General features: G+C 68.5%; 11 protein-coding genes and 1 pseudogene. 5 read left to right on the top strand and 7 right to left on the bottom strand.

The features are described from left to right. Nucleotides 1-15: 15 nt before the first annotated feature. Nucleotides 16-1,404, bottom strand: coding sequence for an LLM class flavin-dependent oxidoreductase (locus ASF44_RS11930; RefSeq protein ID WP_056899437.1), 1,389 nt, complete (start codon nucleotides 1,402-1,404; stop codon nucleotides 16-18). A 46-nt stretch (nucleotides 1,405-1,450) separates the two neighbouring features. Continuing rightward, on the bottom strand, nucleotides 1,451-2,989 hold the full coding sequence (locus ASF44_RS11935) for an ABC transporter substrate-binding protein (protein WP_056899438.1): 1,539 nt from the start codon (nucleotides 2,987-2,989) through the stop codon (nucleotides 1,451-1,453). A 191-nt stretch (nucleotides 2,990-3,180) separates the two neighbouring features. Here ASF44_RS11935 and ASF44_RS11940 point away from each other — a divergent pair, with 191 nt between their 5' ends. The 4 genes from ASF44_RS11940 to ASF44_RS11955 are packed head-to-tail and all read left to right on the top strand — an operon-like array spanning nucleotide 3,181 to nucleotide 7,108. Beyond that, nucleotides 3,181-4,098 (top strand): ABC transporter permease, encoded by a 918-nt coding sequence (locus ASF44_RS11940; protein WP_056899439.1) that lies wholly within the window; start codon nucleotides 3,181-3,183, stop codon nucleotides 4,096-4,098. Then, a complete protein-coding gene (locus ASF44_RS11945) occupies nucleotides 4,091-5,002 on the top strand; it encodes an ABC transporter permease (protein WP_082524710.1) in 912 nt (303 codons plus the stop codon). Before ASF44_RS11940 ends, ASF44_RS11945 begins: the two co-directional genes overlap by 8 nt. 4 nt (nucleotides 5,003-5,006) lie before the next feature. Continuing rightward, entirely contained in the window at nucleotides 5,007-6,047 is a 1,041-nt protein-coding gene (locus tag ASF44_RS11950) for an ABC transporter ATP-binding protein (RefSeq protein ID WP_056899440.1), read from the top strand. Further along, nucleotides 6,044-7,108: an ABC transporter ATP-binding protein gene (locus ASF44_RS11955; protein ID WP_082524711.1), complete on the top strand. Its 1,065-nt coding sequence runs from the start codon at nucleotides 6,044-6,046 to the stop codon at nucleotides 7,106-7,108. The genes ASF44_RS11950 and ASF44_RS11955 overlap by 4 nt, the downstream gene beginning before the upstream one ends. A 1,114-nt stretch (nucleotides 7,109-8,222) precedes the next feature. Here ASF44_RS11955 and ASF44_RS11960 read toward each other — a convergent pair. The 4 genes from ASF44_RS11960 to ASF44_RS11975 all read right to left on the bottom strand — a co-directional run bounded on the left by ASF44_RS11960 (nucleotide 8,223) and on the right by ASF44_RS11975 (nucleotide 13,682). Continuing rightward, nucleotides 8,223-9,305, bottom strand: a complete 1,083-nt coding sequence (locus ASF44_RS11960) for an iron ABC transporter permease (protein ID WP_056899441.1) — start codon at nucleotides 9,303-9,305, stop codon at nucleotides 8,223-8,225. Continuing rightward, on the bottom strand, nucleotides 9,302-10,429 hold the full coding sequence (locus ASF44_RS11965; protein WP_235579200.1) for an ABC transporter substrate-binding protein: 1,128 nt from the start codon (nucleotides 10,427-10,429) through the stop codon (nucleotides 9,302-9,304). Before ASF44_RS11965 ends, ASF44_RS11960 begins: the two co-directional genes overlap by 4 nt. A 116-nt stretch (nucleotides 10,430-10,545) precedes the next feature. Beyond that, on the bottom strand, nucleotides 10,546-11,541 hold the full coding sequence (locus ASF44_RS11970) for an ABC transporter ATP-binding protein (RefSeq protein WP_056899443.1): 996 nt from the start codon (nucleotides 11,539-11,541) through the stop codon (nucleotides 10,546-10,548). After that, entirely contained in the window at nucleotides 11,541-13,682 is a 2,142-nt protein-coding gene (locus tag ASF44_RS11975) for a TonB-dependent siderophore receptor (RefSeq protein WP_082524713.1), read from the bottom strand. Before ASF44_RS11975 ends, ASF44_RS11970 begins: the two co-directional genes overlap by 1 nt. Nucleotides 13,683-13,751: 69 nt before the next feature. Between ASF44_RS11975 and zigA the strand changes: the two genes are divergently transcribed. After that, the gene (gene zigA, locus ASF44_RS11980) at nucleotides 13,752-14,963 is read left to right on the top strand and encodes a zinc metallochaperone GTPase ZigA (protein ID WP_056899444.1); all 1,212 of its coding nucleotides are present in this window, start codon (nucleotides 13,752-13,754) and stop codon (nucleotides 14,961-14,963) included. Between the two features lie 395 nt (nucleotides 14,964-15,358). Here zigA and ASF44_RS31725 read toward each other — a convergent pair. Then, nucleotides 15,359-15,465, bottom strand: a pseudogene (locus ASF44_RS31725) (IS481 family transposase); the annotation flags it as partial.

Consider the following 15,465-nt stretch of genomic DNA (forward strand, 5'->3'; position numbering starts at 1 on the left):
TGGAGATTGAGAGGCTCAGGCCACCACGGCCTGCTGCGCACCGTGCCGCGCCTGGGCACCCGGATGCCGCGCGTTGAGTCGCGCCTGCCCGGCGCCGAACAGCTTCTCGCGCAGCGTGCCCTGCCGGTAGTCGCGCTTGAAGGCGCCGCGGCGCTGCAGCTCGGGCACCACCAGCTCGACGAAGTCGGCGAAGCTCTCGTGCGCCAGCGCATAGCCTAGGTTGAAGCCGTCGATGCCGGTCTCCTCCACCCAGGCCTGCATGCCGTCGGCGATATCGGCCGGCGAGCCCACGAGCAGGTCGCCGCCGCCGCCGATGGCCACGCGGTCCAGCACCTCGCGCACCGTCCAGACGCGGCCCGGGTCGGCCGTGGTGTAGACCTCGAGCGCCGACTGCTGAGCGTTGGTCTTCACGTAGGTGATGGGATCGTCGAGCGCGAACTTCGACAGGTCCACGCCGGTCCAGCGCGAGAACAGCGCGGCCGTGCCCTCCACGCTGGCGTAGCGCAGGTAGTCGGCGTGCTTGTCCTGCGCCTCCTGGCGCGTGCGGCCGGGGATGGCCGTCAGCGACTGGAAGAAGCGGAGGTCGCGCGGGTCGCGGCCGATCTCGGCAGCACGCCGGCGCGTGTCAGCCACCAGGTCGCGCGCCACCTTGCGGCTGGGCGCACTGATGAACACGCACTCGGCATGCTTCGCGGCGAACTCGCGCCCGCGCGTGGAGGCGCCGGCCTGGTACAGCACCGGCGTGCGCTGCGGCGAGGGCTCGGTGATGAACACGCCTTCGCTCTGGAAGTAGTCGCTGTCGTGGCGCACCACGTGGATCTTGCTGGGGTCGCAGAAGGCGCCGGTGGCGCGGTCGCGCAGGGCCGCGCCGTCTTCCCAGCTGCCCTCCCAGTACTTGTAGACCAGCTCCAGGTAGTCGTCGGCCACGGCGTAGCGGTCGTCGTGCTGGCGCGCGGCCTTGCCGTTGAAGGCCTTGGTGCCGCTGTCGCCGAAGCTGGTCACGATGTTCCAGCCGGCGCGGCCATTGGTGATGTGGTCCAGCGTGGCCATGCGCCGCGCGAACATGTAGGGCGGCTCGTAGGTCACGCTGCTGGTGATGCCGAAGCCGATGTGCTGCGTCACGTGCGCCATGGCCGAGACCAGCAGCAGCGGATCGAGCCGCGGGAACTGCAGGCCCAGGCGCAGCGCCACGTCGCTGGAGCCCTGGTAGACGTCGTACAGGCTGATGCCGTCGGCCAGGAACAGGCCGTCGAACTTTCCGCGCTCGATCAGCTGCGCGAGGTCGGTCCAGTACGAGAGCTTGTTGTAGTCGACCGAGCGGTCGCGCGGGTGGCGCCACAGGCCGGCCGACAGGTGCGAGGGCGCGGCCAGCGCGAAGGCGTTCAAACGGATTTCTTGGGTCATCGGAGGTGCTGCGCGGCGGTGCCGCGGGTCATGGAGGTCGGGCGACTCACTTCCAGCGCACGTTGCGGAAGTTGTAGAACTTGCCGCCGCGCTGGGGCTCCCATTGCAGGCCGTTGTCGCGCGCGATGTTGAAGAACTGCTCGGACAGCAGCACGTCGAAGCCGTCCTCGTTGAGGATGCCCGCGATCTTCTGGAACAGCGCGTCGCGCTTGCCGCGGTCGGCCTCGGCCTCCAGCGTGGTCAGCAGCGCCTCGACCTCGGGGTTGAAGTAGTCCGACCAGGTGCCGGCCTTGCTCGCGCCGCCGGCCACCGGGTGCACCGGGTCGTAGATCGCGTTGGCGAACTGCGTGAAGTTCATCGGCCCGCTCTGGTGCGTGTTGTCCAGCCGGCCGAAGGCCACGGGGTCGATCACCTTGAGCTTGGCGCGGATGCCGACCTGCGACCAGTAGGCCGTGACGGCCTCGCAGATCGCGCGCTCGTAGACCGAGTAGCACAGCACCTCGGGGTCGAAGCCGTTCGGGTAGCCGGCCTCGGCCAGCAGCTTCCTGGCGCGCGCCGGGTCGTAGCCATAGGGGTTGCCCTTGCCTTGCAGCGCGCCATAGGGGTAGGCCTTGGAGATGAAGGACGACAGCGGCGCACCGGCGCCGTGCATCACGTTGCGGATGATGGCCTCAGTGTCGATGGCGTAGTTCAGCGCCAGGCGCACCTCGCGCTTGGCCAGCGGCGTGTTCGGCACATTGGAGTACAGGCGCACATGCAGCGGGCTGCCGGCCGGGCCGCTCTGCACCTCCACGCCGGGCGTCTTGCGCAGCCGCGCGAGGTCGCTGGCGCGCACATCGTCGGCGATGTCCACCTCGCCGGCCAGCAGCGCGTTGACGCGGCTGTTGGCGTCAGGCAGCACGCGGAACACCAGCTTCTCGATCTCGGGCTTGGGGCCGTAGTAGGCGTCGAAGCGCTCGAACACGAGCTGCTGGCCGATGGCGCGCGAGACCAGCCGGTACGGCCCCGAGCCGATCGGCGCCTGCGCGAAGGCCTCGGGCGTCTTGAGGGATTCGGTGTAGGCCTTGGGCAGGATGTACAGGTAGCCCGCCACCTTGTTGATGAAGGCCCCGTCGCGCCGCGTGAGGCGGATCGTCACGGTCTGCGCGTCGGGCGTGTCGATGCCCTCGATGAGGCCGGCGAAGTACGGCCGGCGCGTGCTCTTGGTCTCGGGTTCGAGGATGCGTTCGAGCGAGTACTTCACGTCGGCCGAGGTCAGCGCCGCGCCGTCGTGGAACTTCACGCCGCGGCGCAGCGTGAAGCTGTAGCGCAGCCCGTCGGCGCTGGTCTGGTGGGCCGTGGCCAGGCGCGGCTCGATGTTGCCGGCGATGTCGAAGCCGTACAGCGTGTCGAACAGCTGCCAGCCCGAGCGCGCCGAGTCCACCGTGGTGGAGACCTGCGGATCGAGGTTGCCGATGTCCGAGAAGATGCCGACCACTACGGTCTTGCGGTCCACGGCGGGCTTGCCGCCCAGCGCGTGGGCAGTGGTCGTGGCGGTCAGCGCGAGGGCGGCCGAAAGGAGCAGCGGGCGAAGCGACAAAGGCATGGCGTGCAAGGGGAGACGGGCAAGCAAAGGGGGCATGCAGTCTGCTGGCGCAGCGCCCGCGCGATCAAGACGCTTTTTCGGCTATGCATATCGGAAAAGCTTCGTTGGCCGGCGGCGTGCGCCTGCCTACATTGCCCACTTGTCCGGCCGTGCCCCGCACCGGCCGCTCGCGCCATTCCCCACGCATTTCCATGGCCCAGTACATCCTGCGACGCCTCGTGCAGGCCTTCTTCACGGTGTTCCTGGTCGTCGCGCTGATCTTCACGGTCGTGCGCGCGATCGGCGACCCGACGCACCTCATGCTGCCGCCCGAGGCGACCGAATCCGACCGCCAGGTGCTGCGCGAGCAGATGGGGCTGGACCGGCCGCTGCCGCAGCAGTTCGCCAGCTTCGTCGGCGAACTCGCGCGCGGCGACTTCGGCAACTCCTACCGCTTCTCCAAGCCTGCGCTGGAGGTCGTCACCGGCGCGCTCGGGCCCACGCTGCAGCTAACGCTGGCGGCGCTGCTGGTGGCGCTGGCCATCGGGCTGCCGCTGGGCGTGGCCTCGGCCGTCTGGCCGGGCGGCCTGCTCGACCAGTTCGGCAAGATCTTCTCGGTGTTCGGCCAGGCCGCTCCGCCCTTCTTCTTCAGCCTGATCTTCGTGAAGATGTTCTCGCTGCAGTTCGGCTGGTTTCCCACGGGCGGCTACGGCGGGCTGAGCCACATGGCGCTGCCCATGTTCGCGCTGGGCTGGTATGCGGCGGCCGGCATCGCGCGGCTCACGCGCTCGTCGATGGCGGCCGTGTTGCACAGCGAGTATGTGAAGTTCGCGCGCATCAAGGGCGTGCCCGAGCATGTGATCGTGCTGCGCCATGCGCTCAAGAACGCGCTGCTGCCCGTCATCACCTTCGTCTCGCTGCAGTTCGGCGTGCTGATGGGCGGCGCCGTGTCGGTGGAGGTGGTGTTCGCCTGGCCCGGCGTGGGTCAGCTGATCCTGGACTCGATCAACAACCTGGACTACACGGTGGTGCAGGCCGCCGTGACGGTCTCGGCCGTCGTGTTCGCGCTGGTCAACCTCGCGGTGGACCTGCTCTACGCCGTCATCGATCCCCGCATCCACTATGGCTGAACGCTCCCTGCAACTCACCCCCATCGTGCTGACCGAGACGCCGGCCGAGCCGACGTTCGCCGGCAGCGCGCCCGCGCGCAGGCGGCGCCGGCTGGCCCGCTTCCAGCTGGGGCTGGCCTTCGCGGTGTTCGGCGCCGTGCTCATCGCTGCGCTGTTCGCGCCCTGGGTCGCGCCGTTCGACCCTGTGGCGATCTCGCTGTCCGACACCTTCCAGCCGCCCTCGGCCACGCACTGGTTCGGCACCGACCAGCTGGGCCGCGACATCCTCTCGCGCGCCATCGCGGGCGCGCGCGTCTCGCTCTTCATCGCGGCCTGCGCGGTCCTGCTGGCCGGCGTGCTCGGCACCGCGCTGGGCCTGGCCGGCGGCTACCTGGGTGGCGCGGTGGACGCGCTGGTCATGCGCCTGGCCGACATGCAGTTGGCCTTCCCGGCCGTGATCCTGGCGCTGGTGCTGTCGGGCGCCATCGGCGTGAACCTGTTCAACCTGATCCTGGTGCTGACGCTGGCCAACTGGGCCCGCTTCGCGCGCGTGGTGCGCGGCGAGGTGCTCTCGCTCAAGTCGCGCGACTTCGTGCTGCTGGCGCGGCTGGCTGGCGCCTCGCCGCTGTGGATCATGCTGCGCCACATCGCGCCCAACATCGTCGGCACCTTCGTCGTGCTGGCCACGCTGGACGTGGGCAGCGTGATCATCCTGGAGGCCACGCTGAGCTTCCTGGGCCTGGGCATCCAGCCGCCCACGCCGTCGTGGGGTTCCATGATCGCCGAGGGCCGCGGCTTCCTGTCCACCGCCTGGTGGGTCTGCGTGGCGCCGGGCTGCGTGCTCATCGTGACCGTGCTGGCCGCCAACCTGCTCGGCGATGCGCTGCGCGACCGGCTCAATACCTCGATTCCGGAAACCTGGTGAACCGATGAGCGACATTCTTCTGGAAGCCCGCGACCTGACCACGCAGCTGGTCACCAAGAGCGGCACCATCACCGCCATCGACCATGTCAACCTGCGCGTGGCCGCCGGCCGCACGCTGGCCCTGGTCGGCGAATCGGGTTCGGGCAAGAGCATGACCTGCAGCTCCATGCTGGGCCTGCTGCCGGCCAACGGCCGGGTGGTCAAGGGCCAGGTGCTGTTCAAGGGCGAGGACCTGCTGAAGAAGACACCGAAGCAGATGCGCCTGATCCGCGGCCGCCAGATCGGCATGGTGCTGCAGGACGCGATGACCTCGCTGAACCCACTGCTGACCATCGGCGAGCAGGTCGGCGAGATCTTCCGCTACCACCACGGCATCACCAACAAGGCCGAGCTGCGGCGCCTGTCCATCGCGGCGCTGGAGGCGGTGCGCATCCCGGCCGCGGCCGAGCGGCTGGACAGCTACCCCTTCCAGTTCAGCGGCGGCATGCGCCAGCGCGTGTCCATCGCCATCAACGTGGCGGCCGCGCCCGAGCTGCTGATCTGCGACGAGCCGACCACGGCCCTGGACGTGACCGTGCAGCTGCAGATCCTGAACCTGCTGCGCGAGCTGCAGAAGAGCCGCAACATGACCATCGTGTTCATCACGCACGACCTCAAGCTGGCGGCCCAGTTCTGCGACGACGTGGCCATCATGTACGCCGGCCGCGTGGTCGAGCGCGGGCCCATCGGCGAGGTGTTCCACCGCCCCGTGCACCCCTACACCGAGGGCCTGCTGCGCGCAGCGCCCTCGCTGGCCGACCTGCAGGAGCGGCTCAAGACCATCCCCGGCACGCCGCCCTCGCCGCGCGCCTGGCCGCAGGGTTGCCGCTTCGCGCCGCGCTGCGCGCTGGCGGATGCGCGCTGCAACGCGCAGTACCCCAACTGGTTCGGCTGGGACGAGGGCCAGCGGGCCGTGGCCTGCTGGCGCACGCCCGAGCGCCTCGGCCTGCAGGACGCCCCCGGCGAGCCGGTGCAGGCTGAGGCCGAACTGGAGGCCGTGCGATGAGCAAGCCCTTCATCTCCGTCGAGGGCGCCCAGCGCCAGTACCAGGTCAAGCGCGGCCTGTTCGGACGCGGCAAGACCCTGCACGCCGTGGCCGGCGTGAGCTTCGATGTGCCGGAGGGCAGCACCTTCGGCCTGGTCGGCGAATCGGGTTCGGGCAAGAGCACGCTGGCGCGGCTGGTGCTGGCGGCCGAGCCCGTCAGCGGCGGCAGCATCCGCGTGGGCGAGCATCAATTGGCCGGCCTGCAGGGCGCACGCCGCAAGGCCTTCCACCGTACGGTGCAGCCCGTGCTGCAGGACCCCTACTCGTCGCTGAGCCCGCAGATGCGCATCGCCGACATCATCGGCGAGCCGCTGCGCGTGCACGGCCTGGCCCAGCGTAGCGAGGTGCTGGCCAAGGCCGAGGAGCTGCTCACGCTCGTGGGCCTGGCGCCCGAGATGGCGCGCCGCCATCCGCACGAACTGAGCGGCGGCCAGCGCCAGCGCGTGGCCATCGCGCGCGCGCTGGGCCTGCAGCCGCAGGCGCTGGTGCTGGACGAACCGGTGTCGGCGCTCGACGTGTCGATCCAGGCGCAGATCCTGAACCTGCTGAAAGACCTGCAGCGCGCCCGCGGCCTGACCTATCTGCTGATCTCGCACGACCTGGCCGTGGTGGCCTACATGAGCGACCAGGTCGGCGTGCTGTACCTGGGCGAGTTCATGGAACTGGGCACGCGCGAGGACGTGGTCGGCCGCGCGCGCCACCCCTACACGCGCGCGCTGATCGCATCCAGCGAGAGCCGTGTGGAATCCGCGCCCACGGCCATGGCCGACATCCCCTCGCCCATCGACCTGCCGGGCGGCTGCCGCTTCCAGTCGCGCTGCCCGCACGCCACGGCGCGCTGCGCGGCCGAGCGGCCCCTGCTGCGGCCCGTGGGCGAGGCGCACTGGATCGCCTGCCACTACGACATCGGCGGCACCGCCGGCACCGCGGCCGATGCACCCGCCGGCCTGGCGCAAGGCCGGCCCAGCGCGGCCGCCCCGCGGCAGCGCGCACCGGCCACTGCGGAAGCCACGTTGCGCTGACTGCTGCGAGACACGGCAGCACGTTGCGCTGCGGACATTCCGCGCCGGCATTCTGATGAAAAAGTCATGCCCATCGCTGCCCGCGAGATCAAGCTCCGCGCCGAGCACGGATGCTGGACGAGATCGCGCGGACAAGGTCTCTCGATCATTTTCAAGGGACCACTGATCCTTGGGCCTCACTGCTTTGTGGCTCCAGGCGCCTACCTTCGTGGCGGCAACTGGATCGCAGAGTTGCCTTACTCGAAAAGCTGCCCGCAGTCGCGTCACGTTTCGTGCGCCAGTTGCACTGTGGAGTCACCGATGATGGAACTGCCATCAGCCACGACAAGCTTGAATCCGTCCGGTACGCATAGGAAGTCGGGCAGCTGAACTTGTTTGCCTGAGGGCGTCCGGCGATGATCGGCGCGTCTCGCAGGATATGCATGGTGGCCCGCTGGAGGATCGGCAGGTCCGGAAGCCCACGAACGCGCTTGGTGCCTGTCACGGCGAGGAAGCGGAGCTTGTCTGCATGAGGCCGAGCACTGGCGCTATCGATGAAGGCAGCACCTAACTGGTTGCCGAGCAGGCTCATGACCACAGGCGTGCTGCCTTGTAGGGTACGTCCCTTGGCTTAGTCAAGCGACAAGCCTAAGCCGTCGCAGGTGGCCGGCTTCACGATCCGCTCGACCGTTGCGATGCGCTGTCGCGCGGGCTGGCCTTCGATTACAACCTCGACGTGTATCCGCACCTCGACGCTCCTTTTCGGCTATTTGGGCCGAATGTTGCCAGCTGACGAGCGAAGCGAGCTCCCGAATTTGGCCGCTCTCCGAGCACTGTTACTACACTCCACGTCCGGATGGGGGCGAAGACACGGCTTACGCGCAAGCCTCCCTCAACAAGAAGAAGACGGCCTGACCGTCGTCGCACCGTTGCTCGCGTCTCGCCAACTTCCAGCGACGTCGTCGCCAAGAACGGTCGACTTTTCCTGCTGCATCAACGATTGGCAACCGGTTGTGGCCAATGCTGTGCGATAGCTGTTCGCCCGCGACGTCGGGTCGTCCGAGAGTCTTGGCTTCGCAACTCCGATGCGCACCCTATGATTTGGCCCGCTGCTCGGCCGCCGGCCCGGTGCTGGTCAGTCCACCTGTTGCATCGCTCTTGTCCTGTACAGCATCCACAACGCAAGCGGCGCGCCGACCAGGCCGATGACGGCGTTCAGGTGGAACACGTGGCGGCTCCAGGGCAGATGCATGACCAGATCGGCGGCCAGTCCGAGTGAAGACCCGACCAGGGCCGCGGCCGGAATCAGCACCCGATGGTCTGCGCTGCGCATCATCGCGCGGGCCACCTGGGCTGCGACCAGTCCCAGGAAGGCGACCGGGCCGCAGAAGGCGGACACCAAGCCGCTGAGCCACGCGGTTGTCAGCAGCGCCATGCGCTTGACCAGACCGACACGCATGCCCATGGAGGCCGCATAGCGCTCCCCGAGCAGCAGCCCGTTCAGCGGCTTGACCAGTGCGGCGCAGGCGGCCAAGCCAGCCCCCACCCCGGGGACCAGAATCTGAAGCTGCTGGCGCGTTGCGCCCGCGAAGCTGGCATCGTCCCAGGCCTTGAAGGCGCGGGCCTGGGTCTCGTCGATGAAGTGCATCAGCACGCTGATTAATCCTACCGCTAGATAACCGAGCATCAGCCCGACGATCAGCAGTGTCACGGTGCCAATCCGCTGTGACAGCGCCGCGAGCAGCGCGAGCACCGCGACCGAGCCAGCGACCGACGCGAGGGCCAGACCTACATCGCCGACCAGACCGAAGCGGACCAGGAAGGCATGCCCGACCACACCCGCCAGTGTCACGAGCATGGCGCTGCCCAGCCGCGCGCCGTGCACGATGCCCAGCACGAACGGGTCTGCCAGGGGATTGCGGAACAGGGTCTGCAACAGCAGGCCAGCCACGCCCAGCGCGGCCCCGGAGAACACGGCGTTCAGTGCGCGCGGCAGCCGGAAGGCCAGGACGATGTCGCGCCACACCTGACTGCCTCCCGGGTCACAGACCAGTGCCTGCAGCACAGCGCCCAGCGGGATCGGCACCGCACCCAGCATCAGCTCGGCGGTGAACAGGGCCAGCACGAGCAGGCCGAGCGCGGTGAAGCAGACCACGGCGCGTGAAGCAGTGTTCTGCCGCCCAAGTGGCGTCAGGACGGAAGGATGTGCAATCGTCATGGAAGCTTGCGCAAGAACTGAGGAGCGGGAGGTACGGGTGCTCCGGCAAGGTGCAGGAGCTCGGGATGGAGAGCAACCACAGCTTCGGCCAACTGCACATGCGGTCGCGTCATGCCCTGGTCCTGGTACGGGTAGGCCCACGCGCCGGTGTAGCCGCGGTCCCAGGCATAGACGCGGCCCGCCTGCGCTGCCGCGAACCAGCCATGCAGCGTGTTGGCCTCCAGCAGGGACTGCACGCTGGCACGGCCGCCCAGCGTGCCCAGCCAGACCGGCGCCTGCGCCCCGCGCACGTAGACCATCTCGAACGGCAGGTAGACCAGGCTGCTGGGACTTTCCACATCGTCCAGCACGTAGCGCCCTCCCGCGTCGTGGATCAGCTGCGCGCGCTGGTTGTGGCCGCCGAAGGTCTCCATGGTGGCGCGGCCCGACGCAAAGCCGGCCAGGACATCCGGCCGTGTGCCGGCCTGGCTGGCGATCTCTCGCCAGCGCGCGTACTCCGATGCGATGTGCGCGAACTGCGTGTTGGCAAGCGCCTCGCGGTTGCCGAGCAGGGCCAGCAGCTTGAGCCATTCCGCGCGGCCAAGGGGATGGGTTTCGTGGTGGTCAGCCTGGGCGATGGCCCGCACGCCCAGTTCCCACAGCCGCGGATGCATGTTGCCCTGCGGGTAGGCGGAATAGAAACTGAGGTAAACGTCGGGCTGCGCCGCGATCACCGGTTCGATGGAGGCGTGGCCATGGCCCCACATGTCCTGCACCAGGCCGCGGGCGACGCGCTCGCGCACGGACGGGACCGTGGCGCTGCGCGTGCTCTCCGACCCGAACAGCCGGTCGACCAGGCCGAGTTCGTCCAGTGCGCCCAGCATGGCCGAGTTGCCGGTGACCAGCCGCTGGACCGGGACGTGCACGACCTGCACATGGGGACCGTGCGGCGGTGCCGGCGTGCCGCATTGCACCAACAGGTACTCCTGCACCTCGCCCGCGACCACGCTCGGGCGGAACCACACGCGCTTGAAGTGCGGCCCGTAGGCCACCGTGAGCTGGGTGGAATACGAGAACGCGAGCTTGTCGGGAAAGTAGTCGACGCCGGGCCGGTAGTCCGCGACGCAGGCTGCATCGAGGTTCATGGACGGCGGTGCATCGCCGACTGGCTGGACAGGCCAGGGCGTGCGCGGCGGCGGCGCGACCTGGGTGCAGCCGGCCAACATTGCAAGTGCAGCGCCCAGCACAGTGCACAGGATGTTCATGGACATGGTGCGCCCCGAGCCGGCAATGCCTCCAGGCCCTCCACGAGCGCACCGATCGAAGTGAAGTGTTGCGCCGGCGCCTGCGCGGGGGTCAATGCGTACCCCAGGGCATCCGCGCGGACGTGGTCGGCCGCATCGGGCTGGACCACGAAGCCAGCGCGCGCCAGGGCTCGGCGGGCCCAGACCAGCGGGATGCCGGTGCCCTCCAGTGCGATGCCGCGTCCGCCCTCGCGGCCCACGCGCAGCTCACCGCTTTCCAGGTCGAAGGCCAGGCCATCGGCCTTGAACGAGGCCGCCAGCGCATCTCCGATCGCCAAGTCTTCCGGCGCTCCAGCGTGCAGCTGACGTTGACCGTCGATGAGCCACAGCGTGTCGGCGTAGCGCAGGGCCAGCTCCAGGTCGTGCGTGGACAGCAGCACGGCCAGGCGCTCGCGCCGCGCCAAGTCCAGCAGCAGCTGCATGGTCTCGATGCGCCGGGGCAGGTCAAGGAAGGCCGTGGCCTCGTCCAGGACCAGCAGGCTTGGTTGCTGCGCCAAGGCGCGCGCGATCAGCACCTTCTGGCGCTCGCCGTCCGACATCTCCGAGACCGGCCGGTGCGCCAGAGCTGAGGCGCCCGCGCGCTCCAGCGCACTGCCGACGGCCACGTGGTCCGCAGCACCCAGGCGGCCGGACCAGCCGATGTGCGGATAGCGTCCCAGGCTGGCCAGTTCGTAGCCGCTCATCAGGGTGGCGGACACGCGCTCGGTCAGCACCACAGCCAGACGCCGGGCCCGCTCGGCGCCTGGCAACGCTGAGAGCGCAGTGCCGCCGAGGAGAACCTCGCCCGCGATGGCGGGCTGCATCCCGCACAAGGTGCGGATCAAGGTGGACTTGCCGGCCCCGTTGGCGCCGATCAGGCACACCAGCCGGCCGGCCGCCAAGGCCAGGTCCAGCGGTCCCAGCAAGGGATTGCCGCCATGCCCTGCGACCAGGCCCCGGGCGAGCAGCGCCATCAGAAGGTGATGCCGGCCGTCACCAGCAGGCTGCGCGGCGCGCCCGGATAGGTGGGCACGAAGGCTCCGCCCGAATCGTAGTAGCGGCGGTTGCCAAGGTTCTGGAGCGTGGCCTGCAGCTTGTAGCGCTGCGCGGTGCCGAACCGGTAGGCCAGGTTGGCATCCCAGCGCACGTAGGACGGCAGCACGAAGGAATTGGCCGTGTTGGCCTGGCGCTCGCCGACGTAGATCGCACCCAGCCCTGCGCTAAGACCCCGCAGGTCCGCGGCGAAGTCGTAGGTGCTCCACAGGCTCGCGCTGCGGCGCGGCGCATTGGCCAGCAGCTTGCCGACCAGCGTGCCGTCGCTGTCTTCGCTGATCTCCGCCTTGAGCTGGGTGTAGCTGGCTAGCAGCCGCCACTGCGGCGTCACGCTGAACGGAAGATCCAGCTCCCAGCCCCGGCTGCGCTGCTCGCCGACCTGGATGACGTAGTCGAAGTCCTCGGGATCGGACACCACGCCATTGCGGCGGCGGATGTCGAACACTGCCAGCGTGGGCTCCAGGCGGCCGTCGAGCAGGCTGAGCTTCGCCCCCACCTCCGTTTGCATGCCGCGCGACGGCGCGGGCAGTGAGCCGTTGCGCAGCATGCCGCTGAAAGGCTCGGTCAGGAACGACTTGGCCCAGCTCGCGTACAGCGACACGGTCTCGGACGGCGTCCAGGTCACGCCCACGCGCGGCGACACGGCATCGTCCGTGCGCTGCAGCGTATCGTCGGTCGGCAGGTAAGCGGCGCGGCCTTCGCTTCGCGTGCGGTCGTAGCGCAAACCCAGCAGCACGCGCCACTGCGTGCCCAGCTGGATCTCGTCCTGCACGTACAGGCCCAGGCTGCGGCTCTTGTAGTTGGAGCTGTCGTAGGGCAGCAGGGCCCCGGCGTCGGTGCCGTGCACCGGGTTGTACAGGCTGATCGGCAGATTCACCGGAAAACCCAGCGGACCCACATTGGCATCGGCCGTGAAGTCCCAGACGTCGCGGTTGGCATCGGCGCCGACCAGGATGCGGTGCTTGGTGGCGCCCAGGTCGAAGCGGCGTGAGGCTTCCGCCATCACAGTGGTGTCGGTCTGGTCATCGATGCTGCGCTGCTTGCGGCGGTTGACCTGCGGATCGCTGGTGTGCGCGCCGCTAGTCGGGCTGAAGCCGAACGGATACCAGGTCGCATCGGTCTTGGCCGAGGAGGCCTGCAGGCCGGCGTGCAACTGCCAGCCGCTGTCCAAGCGGTGGTCCAGCACCAGCGTGCCCAGTGCGCTGTCGTTGCTGTAGCGGCTGTCGCGTTCGGCGTAGTTGGTGCGGATCGGCACGCCGAGAAACAAGGGGCTGTTGCCGAAGCCGCGGTCGAAGCTGCCGCGCTTGCGGCCCAGTTCGGCCTCCGCGGTCAGGGTCGTGCCGGGCGCGAGCTGCCACTGGAACACGGGAGAGACGAACTGCGTGCGGCTGTCGACGAAGTCGCGGAAGCTGCCGTTGTCCTGCACGGACGCCGTCAAGCGGTAGCTGAGCATGTCGCTGACGGCGCCGGTGCTGTCCAGCGTCGTGCGGAAGAAATCGTGCGAGCCTGCCGTGAACTCAATGCTGCTCCAGGCCTCGCCTGCCGGCTTCTTGGTCACCAGGTTGACCACGCCGCCGGGCTCGAACCGCCCGTACAGCGCGGAAGCCGGACCCTTGAGGACTTCGATCTGCTCGATGTTGACCAGTTCGTCCACCGGCGCGAAGACGCTGCGCCGAAAGCCGTTCTTGAGGTTGGCCGAAGTGGCGAAGCCGCGCAGCCGGAAGCGGTCGTTGCTGCCGCCCCATCCGACCTGCGGTGTGAGGCCGGGCACGGTGCGCACGGCTTCGCCGAAGGTGGTGACGCCGCGGTCCTCGATCAGCTCGCGTGTCACTGTCTGGATGGAGAAGGGCGTCTCCTTGACCGTGGTGTCGCTCTTGTTCGCGGTCGGTGCGACCACGGCCCGGTAAGCGCGTTCGCGCGTGCCGGTGATGGTGACGGGGGCCAGCTCGGCGGTGTCGTCCGCAGCTGCTACTGCGGCAGAGCCGAAGAACAGGGTCAGCGCGACGGCATGGCAGGCCCGCGACGCGGGGCGATGAGGTGCCGGAGAAGGGTGTGGCGTCATGGATGTATCGAAAGCTTTCGATAATGATATAGCACTATCGTTAAACTCTGGCGCTTTGCAAGGCTGCCGATGGATCACCACCCCATGACCATACCCGAACGACTGCCCGTCACCGTCCTGTCCGGATTCCTCGGCGCCGGCAAGACGACCCTGCTCAACCACATCCTGCACAACCGCGAGGGCCGGCGCGTGGCGGTCATAGTCAACGACATGTCGGAGGTGAACATCGATGCCGCGCTGGTGCGCGACGGTGGCGCCGCGCTGTCGCGCACCGACGAGAAGCTGGTGGAGATGAGCAATGGCTGCATCTGCTGCACGCTGCGCGAGGATCTGCTGCTGGAGGTCGAGCGCCTGGCGCGCGCTGGGCGGTTCGACCAGCTGGTGATCGAGTCCACCGGCGTGTCCGAGCCCTTGCCCGTGGCAGAGACCTTCACCTTCACCGGCGAGGATGGCCGCAGCCTGGCCGACGTCGCGAGGTTGGACACCATGGTCACCGTCGTCGACGCCCTCAACTTCCTGCGCGACTATGGCTCGCGCGACAGCCTGCAGTCGCGTGGCCAGTCCATGGGCGAGGAAGACGAACGCACCGTGGTGGACCTGCTGGTCGAGCAGGTCGAGTTCTGCGACGTGCTGGTCTTGAACAAGACCGATCTGGTGTCCACCGCCGAGCGCAGGCGGTTGCTGGGCATCCTGCATGGCCTGAACCCGCGCGCGAAGATCGTGGTCGCAGAGTTTGGCCAGGTGCCGCTGGACCAGGTGCTTGGCACCGGATTGTTCGACTTCGATGCCGCTGCCGAGGCCCCGGGCTGGCTGCAGGAAGCGCGCGGGGAGCACATCTCTGAGACGCAGACCTATGGCATCAGCAACTTCGTCTACCGGTCACGCAGGCCGTTTCACCCGGAGCGATTCTTCGATCTGGTGGAAAGCGAGTGGGCAGGTGTCGTGCGTTCCAAGGGCTTTTTCTGGCTGGCCAGCCGGCCGGGCTTCGCAGGCAACTGGTCGCAGGCCGGTGCAGTAGCTCGGCACGGCGCGGCGGGTTACTGGTGGGCGGCCGTGCCGGCGAACGAGTGGCCGCAGGACGAAGAGACGCGTGCCGTGATCCGAGCGAACTGGCAGGACGACGTCGGCGATGCGCGTCAGGAGCTGGTGCTGATCGGCATTGGCATGGACGAGCCGGCGCTACGCCAGCGGCTGGACGACTGTCTGTTGACCGACGCCGAGATGGCAGTCGGAGTCGAAGCCTGGGCGAGCTTCGCGGACCCATTTCCCGTATGGGAGTAATACGTTCAGGGTTCAAAGTCGAGAAGCGGTCGCGCTCGTGGTGCTGCAATGGGTATCAGGCGATCCACGTTAACGGATTTGGCGGGAAGGTCGGGCGCTCATTACCCGGCTGGAACGCACCAGCTTGGTGGCAGAAGCTCATGCTGGGGGCAAACGAGCGCGAAGCGCGCTCGTCAGGCCGCTGCGTCGTCGAGGATCGATTCGATGGGCTTACTGCCCCTCGATGGTCATCTTGCATGGCGGCGCCCCTTCCGGAATCGCCGTCAGATGTTTCAGATGTCGTCGTCCGGCCGATCATCGGTCAGTTGCCTCGATGACGGGGCTGCTACTGGGATGCCCACGAGAGGGTGTACGGGCGTCCAAGCGTAAAACTTGCGGGCCCGTAATCGGGCCAGCTAGATGTAGTTTCTCAGGACGTTGTTCCCGTCAAAGCCGAGTCTGGAGGCGGGAGGTTGGTGCGAGACGGCGGAGTGCGGCCGATGGAAGTTGTAGTGCTGCATCC

Origin of the sequence: Pseudorhodoferax sp. Leaf274 (assembly GCF_001422445.1) — a bacterium.
In the GTDB taxonomy this organism is placed as follows: Bacteria; Pseudomonadota; Gammaproteobacteria; order Burkholderiales; family Burkholderiaceae_C; genus Pseudorhodoferax.

Excerpts from the sequence above, each read along its gene's own strand:
- ASF44_RS11930 (WP_056899437.1), bottom strand. The coding sequence starts at position 1,404 with ATGACCCAAGAAATCCGTTTGAACGCCTTCGCGCTGGCCGCGCCCTCG.
- ASF44_RS11935 (WP_056899438.1), bottom strand. The coding sequence starts at position 2,989 with ATGCCTTTGTCGCTTCGCCCGCTGCTCCTTTCGGCCGCCCTCGCGCTG.
- ASF44_RS11940 (WP_056899439.1), top strand. The coding sequence starts at position 3,181 with ATGGCCCAGTACATCCTGCGACGCCTCGTGCAGGCCTTCTTCACGGTG.
- ASF44_RS11945 (WP_082524710.1), top strand. The coding sequence starts at position 4,091 with ATGGCTGAACGCTCCCTGCAACTCACCCCCATCGTGCTGACCGAGACG.
- ASF44_RS11950 (WP_056899440.1), top strand. The coding sequence starts at position 5,007 with ATGAGCGACATTCTTCTGGAAGCCCGCGACCTGACCACGCAGCTGGTC.
- ASF44_RS11955 (WP_082524711.1), top strand. The coding sequence starts at position 6,044 with ATGAGCAAGCCCTTCATCTCCGTCGAGGGCGCCCAGCGCCAGTACCAG.
- ASF44_RS11960 (WP_056899441.1), bottom strand. The coding sequence starts at position 9,305 with ATGACGATTGCACATCCTTCCGTCCTGACGCCACTTGGGCGGCAGAAC.
- ASF44_RS11965 (WP_235579200.1), bottom strand. The coding sequence starts at position 10,429 with ATGAACCTCGATGCAGCCTGCGTCGCGGACTACCGGCCCGGCGTCGAC.
- ASF44_RS11970 (WP_056899443.1), bottom strand. The coding sequence starts at position 11,541 with ATGGCGCTGCTCGCCCGGGGCCTGGTCGCAGGGCATGGCGGCAATCCC.
- ASF44_RS11975 (WP_082524713.1), bottom strand. The coding sequence starts at position 13,682 with ATGACGCCACACCCTTCTCCGGCACCTCATCGCCCCGCGTCGCGGGCC.
- zigA (WP_056899444.1), top strand. The coding sequence starts at position 13,752 with ATGGATCACCACCCCATGACCATACCCGAACGACTGCCCGTCACCGTC.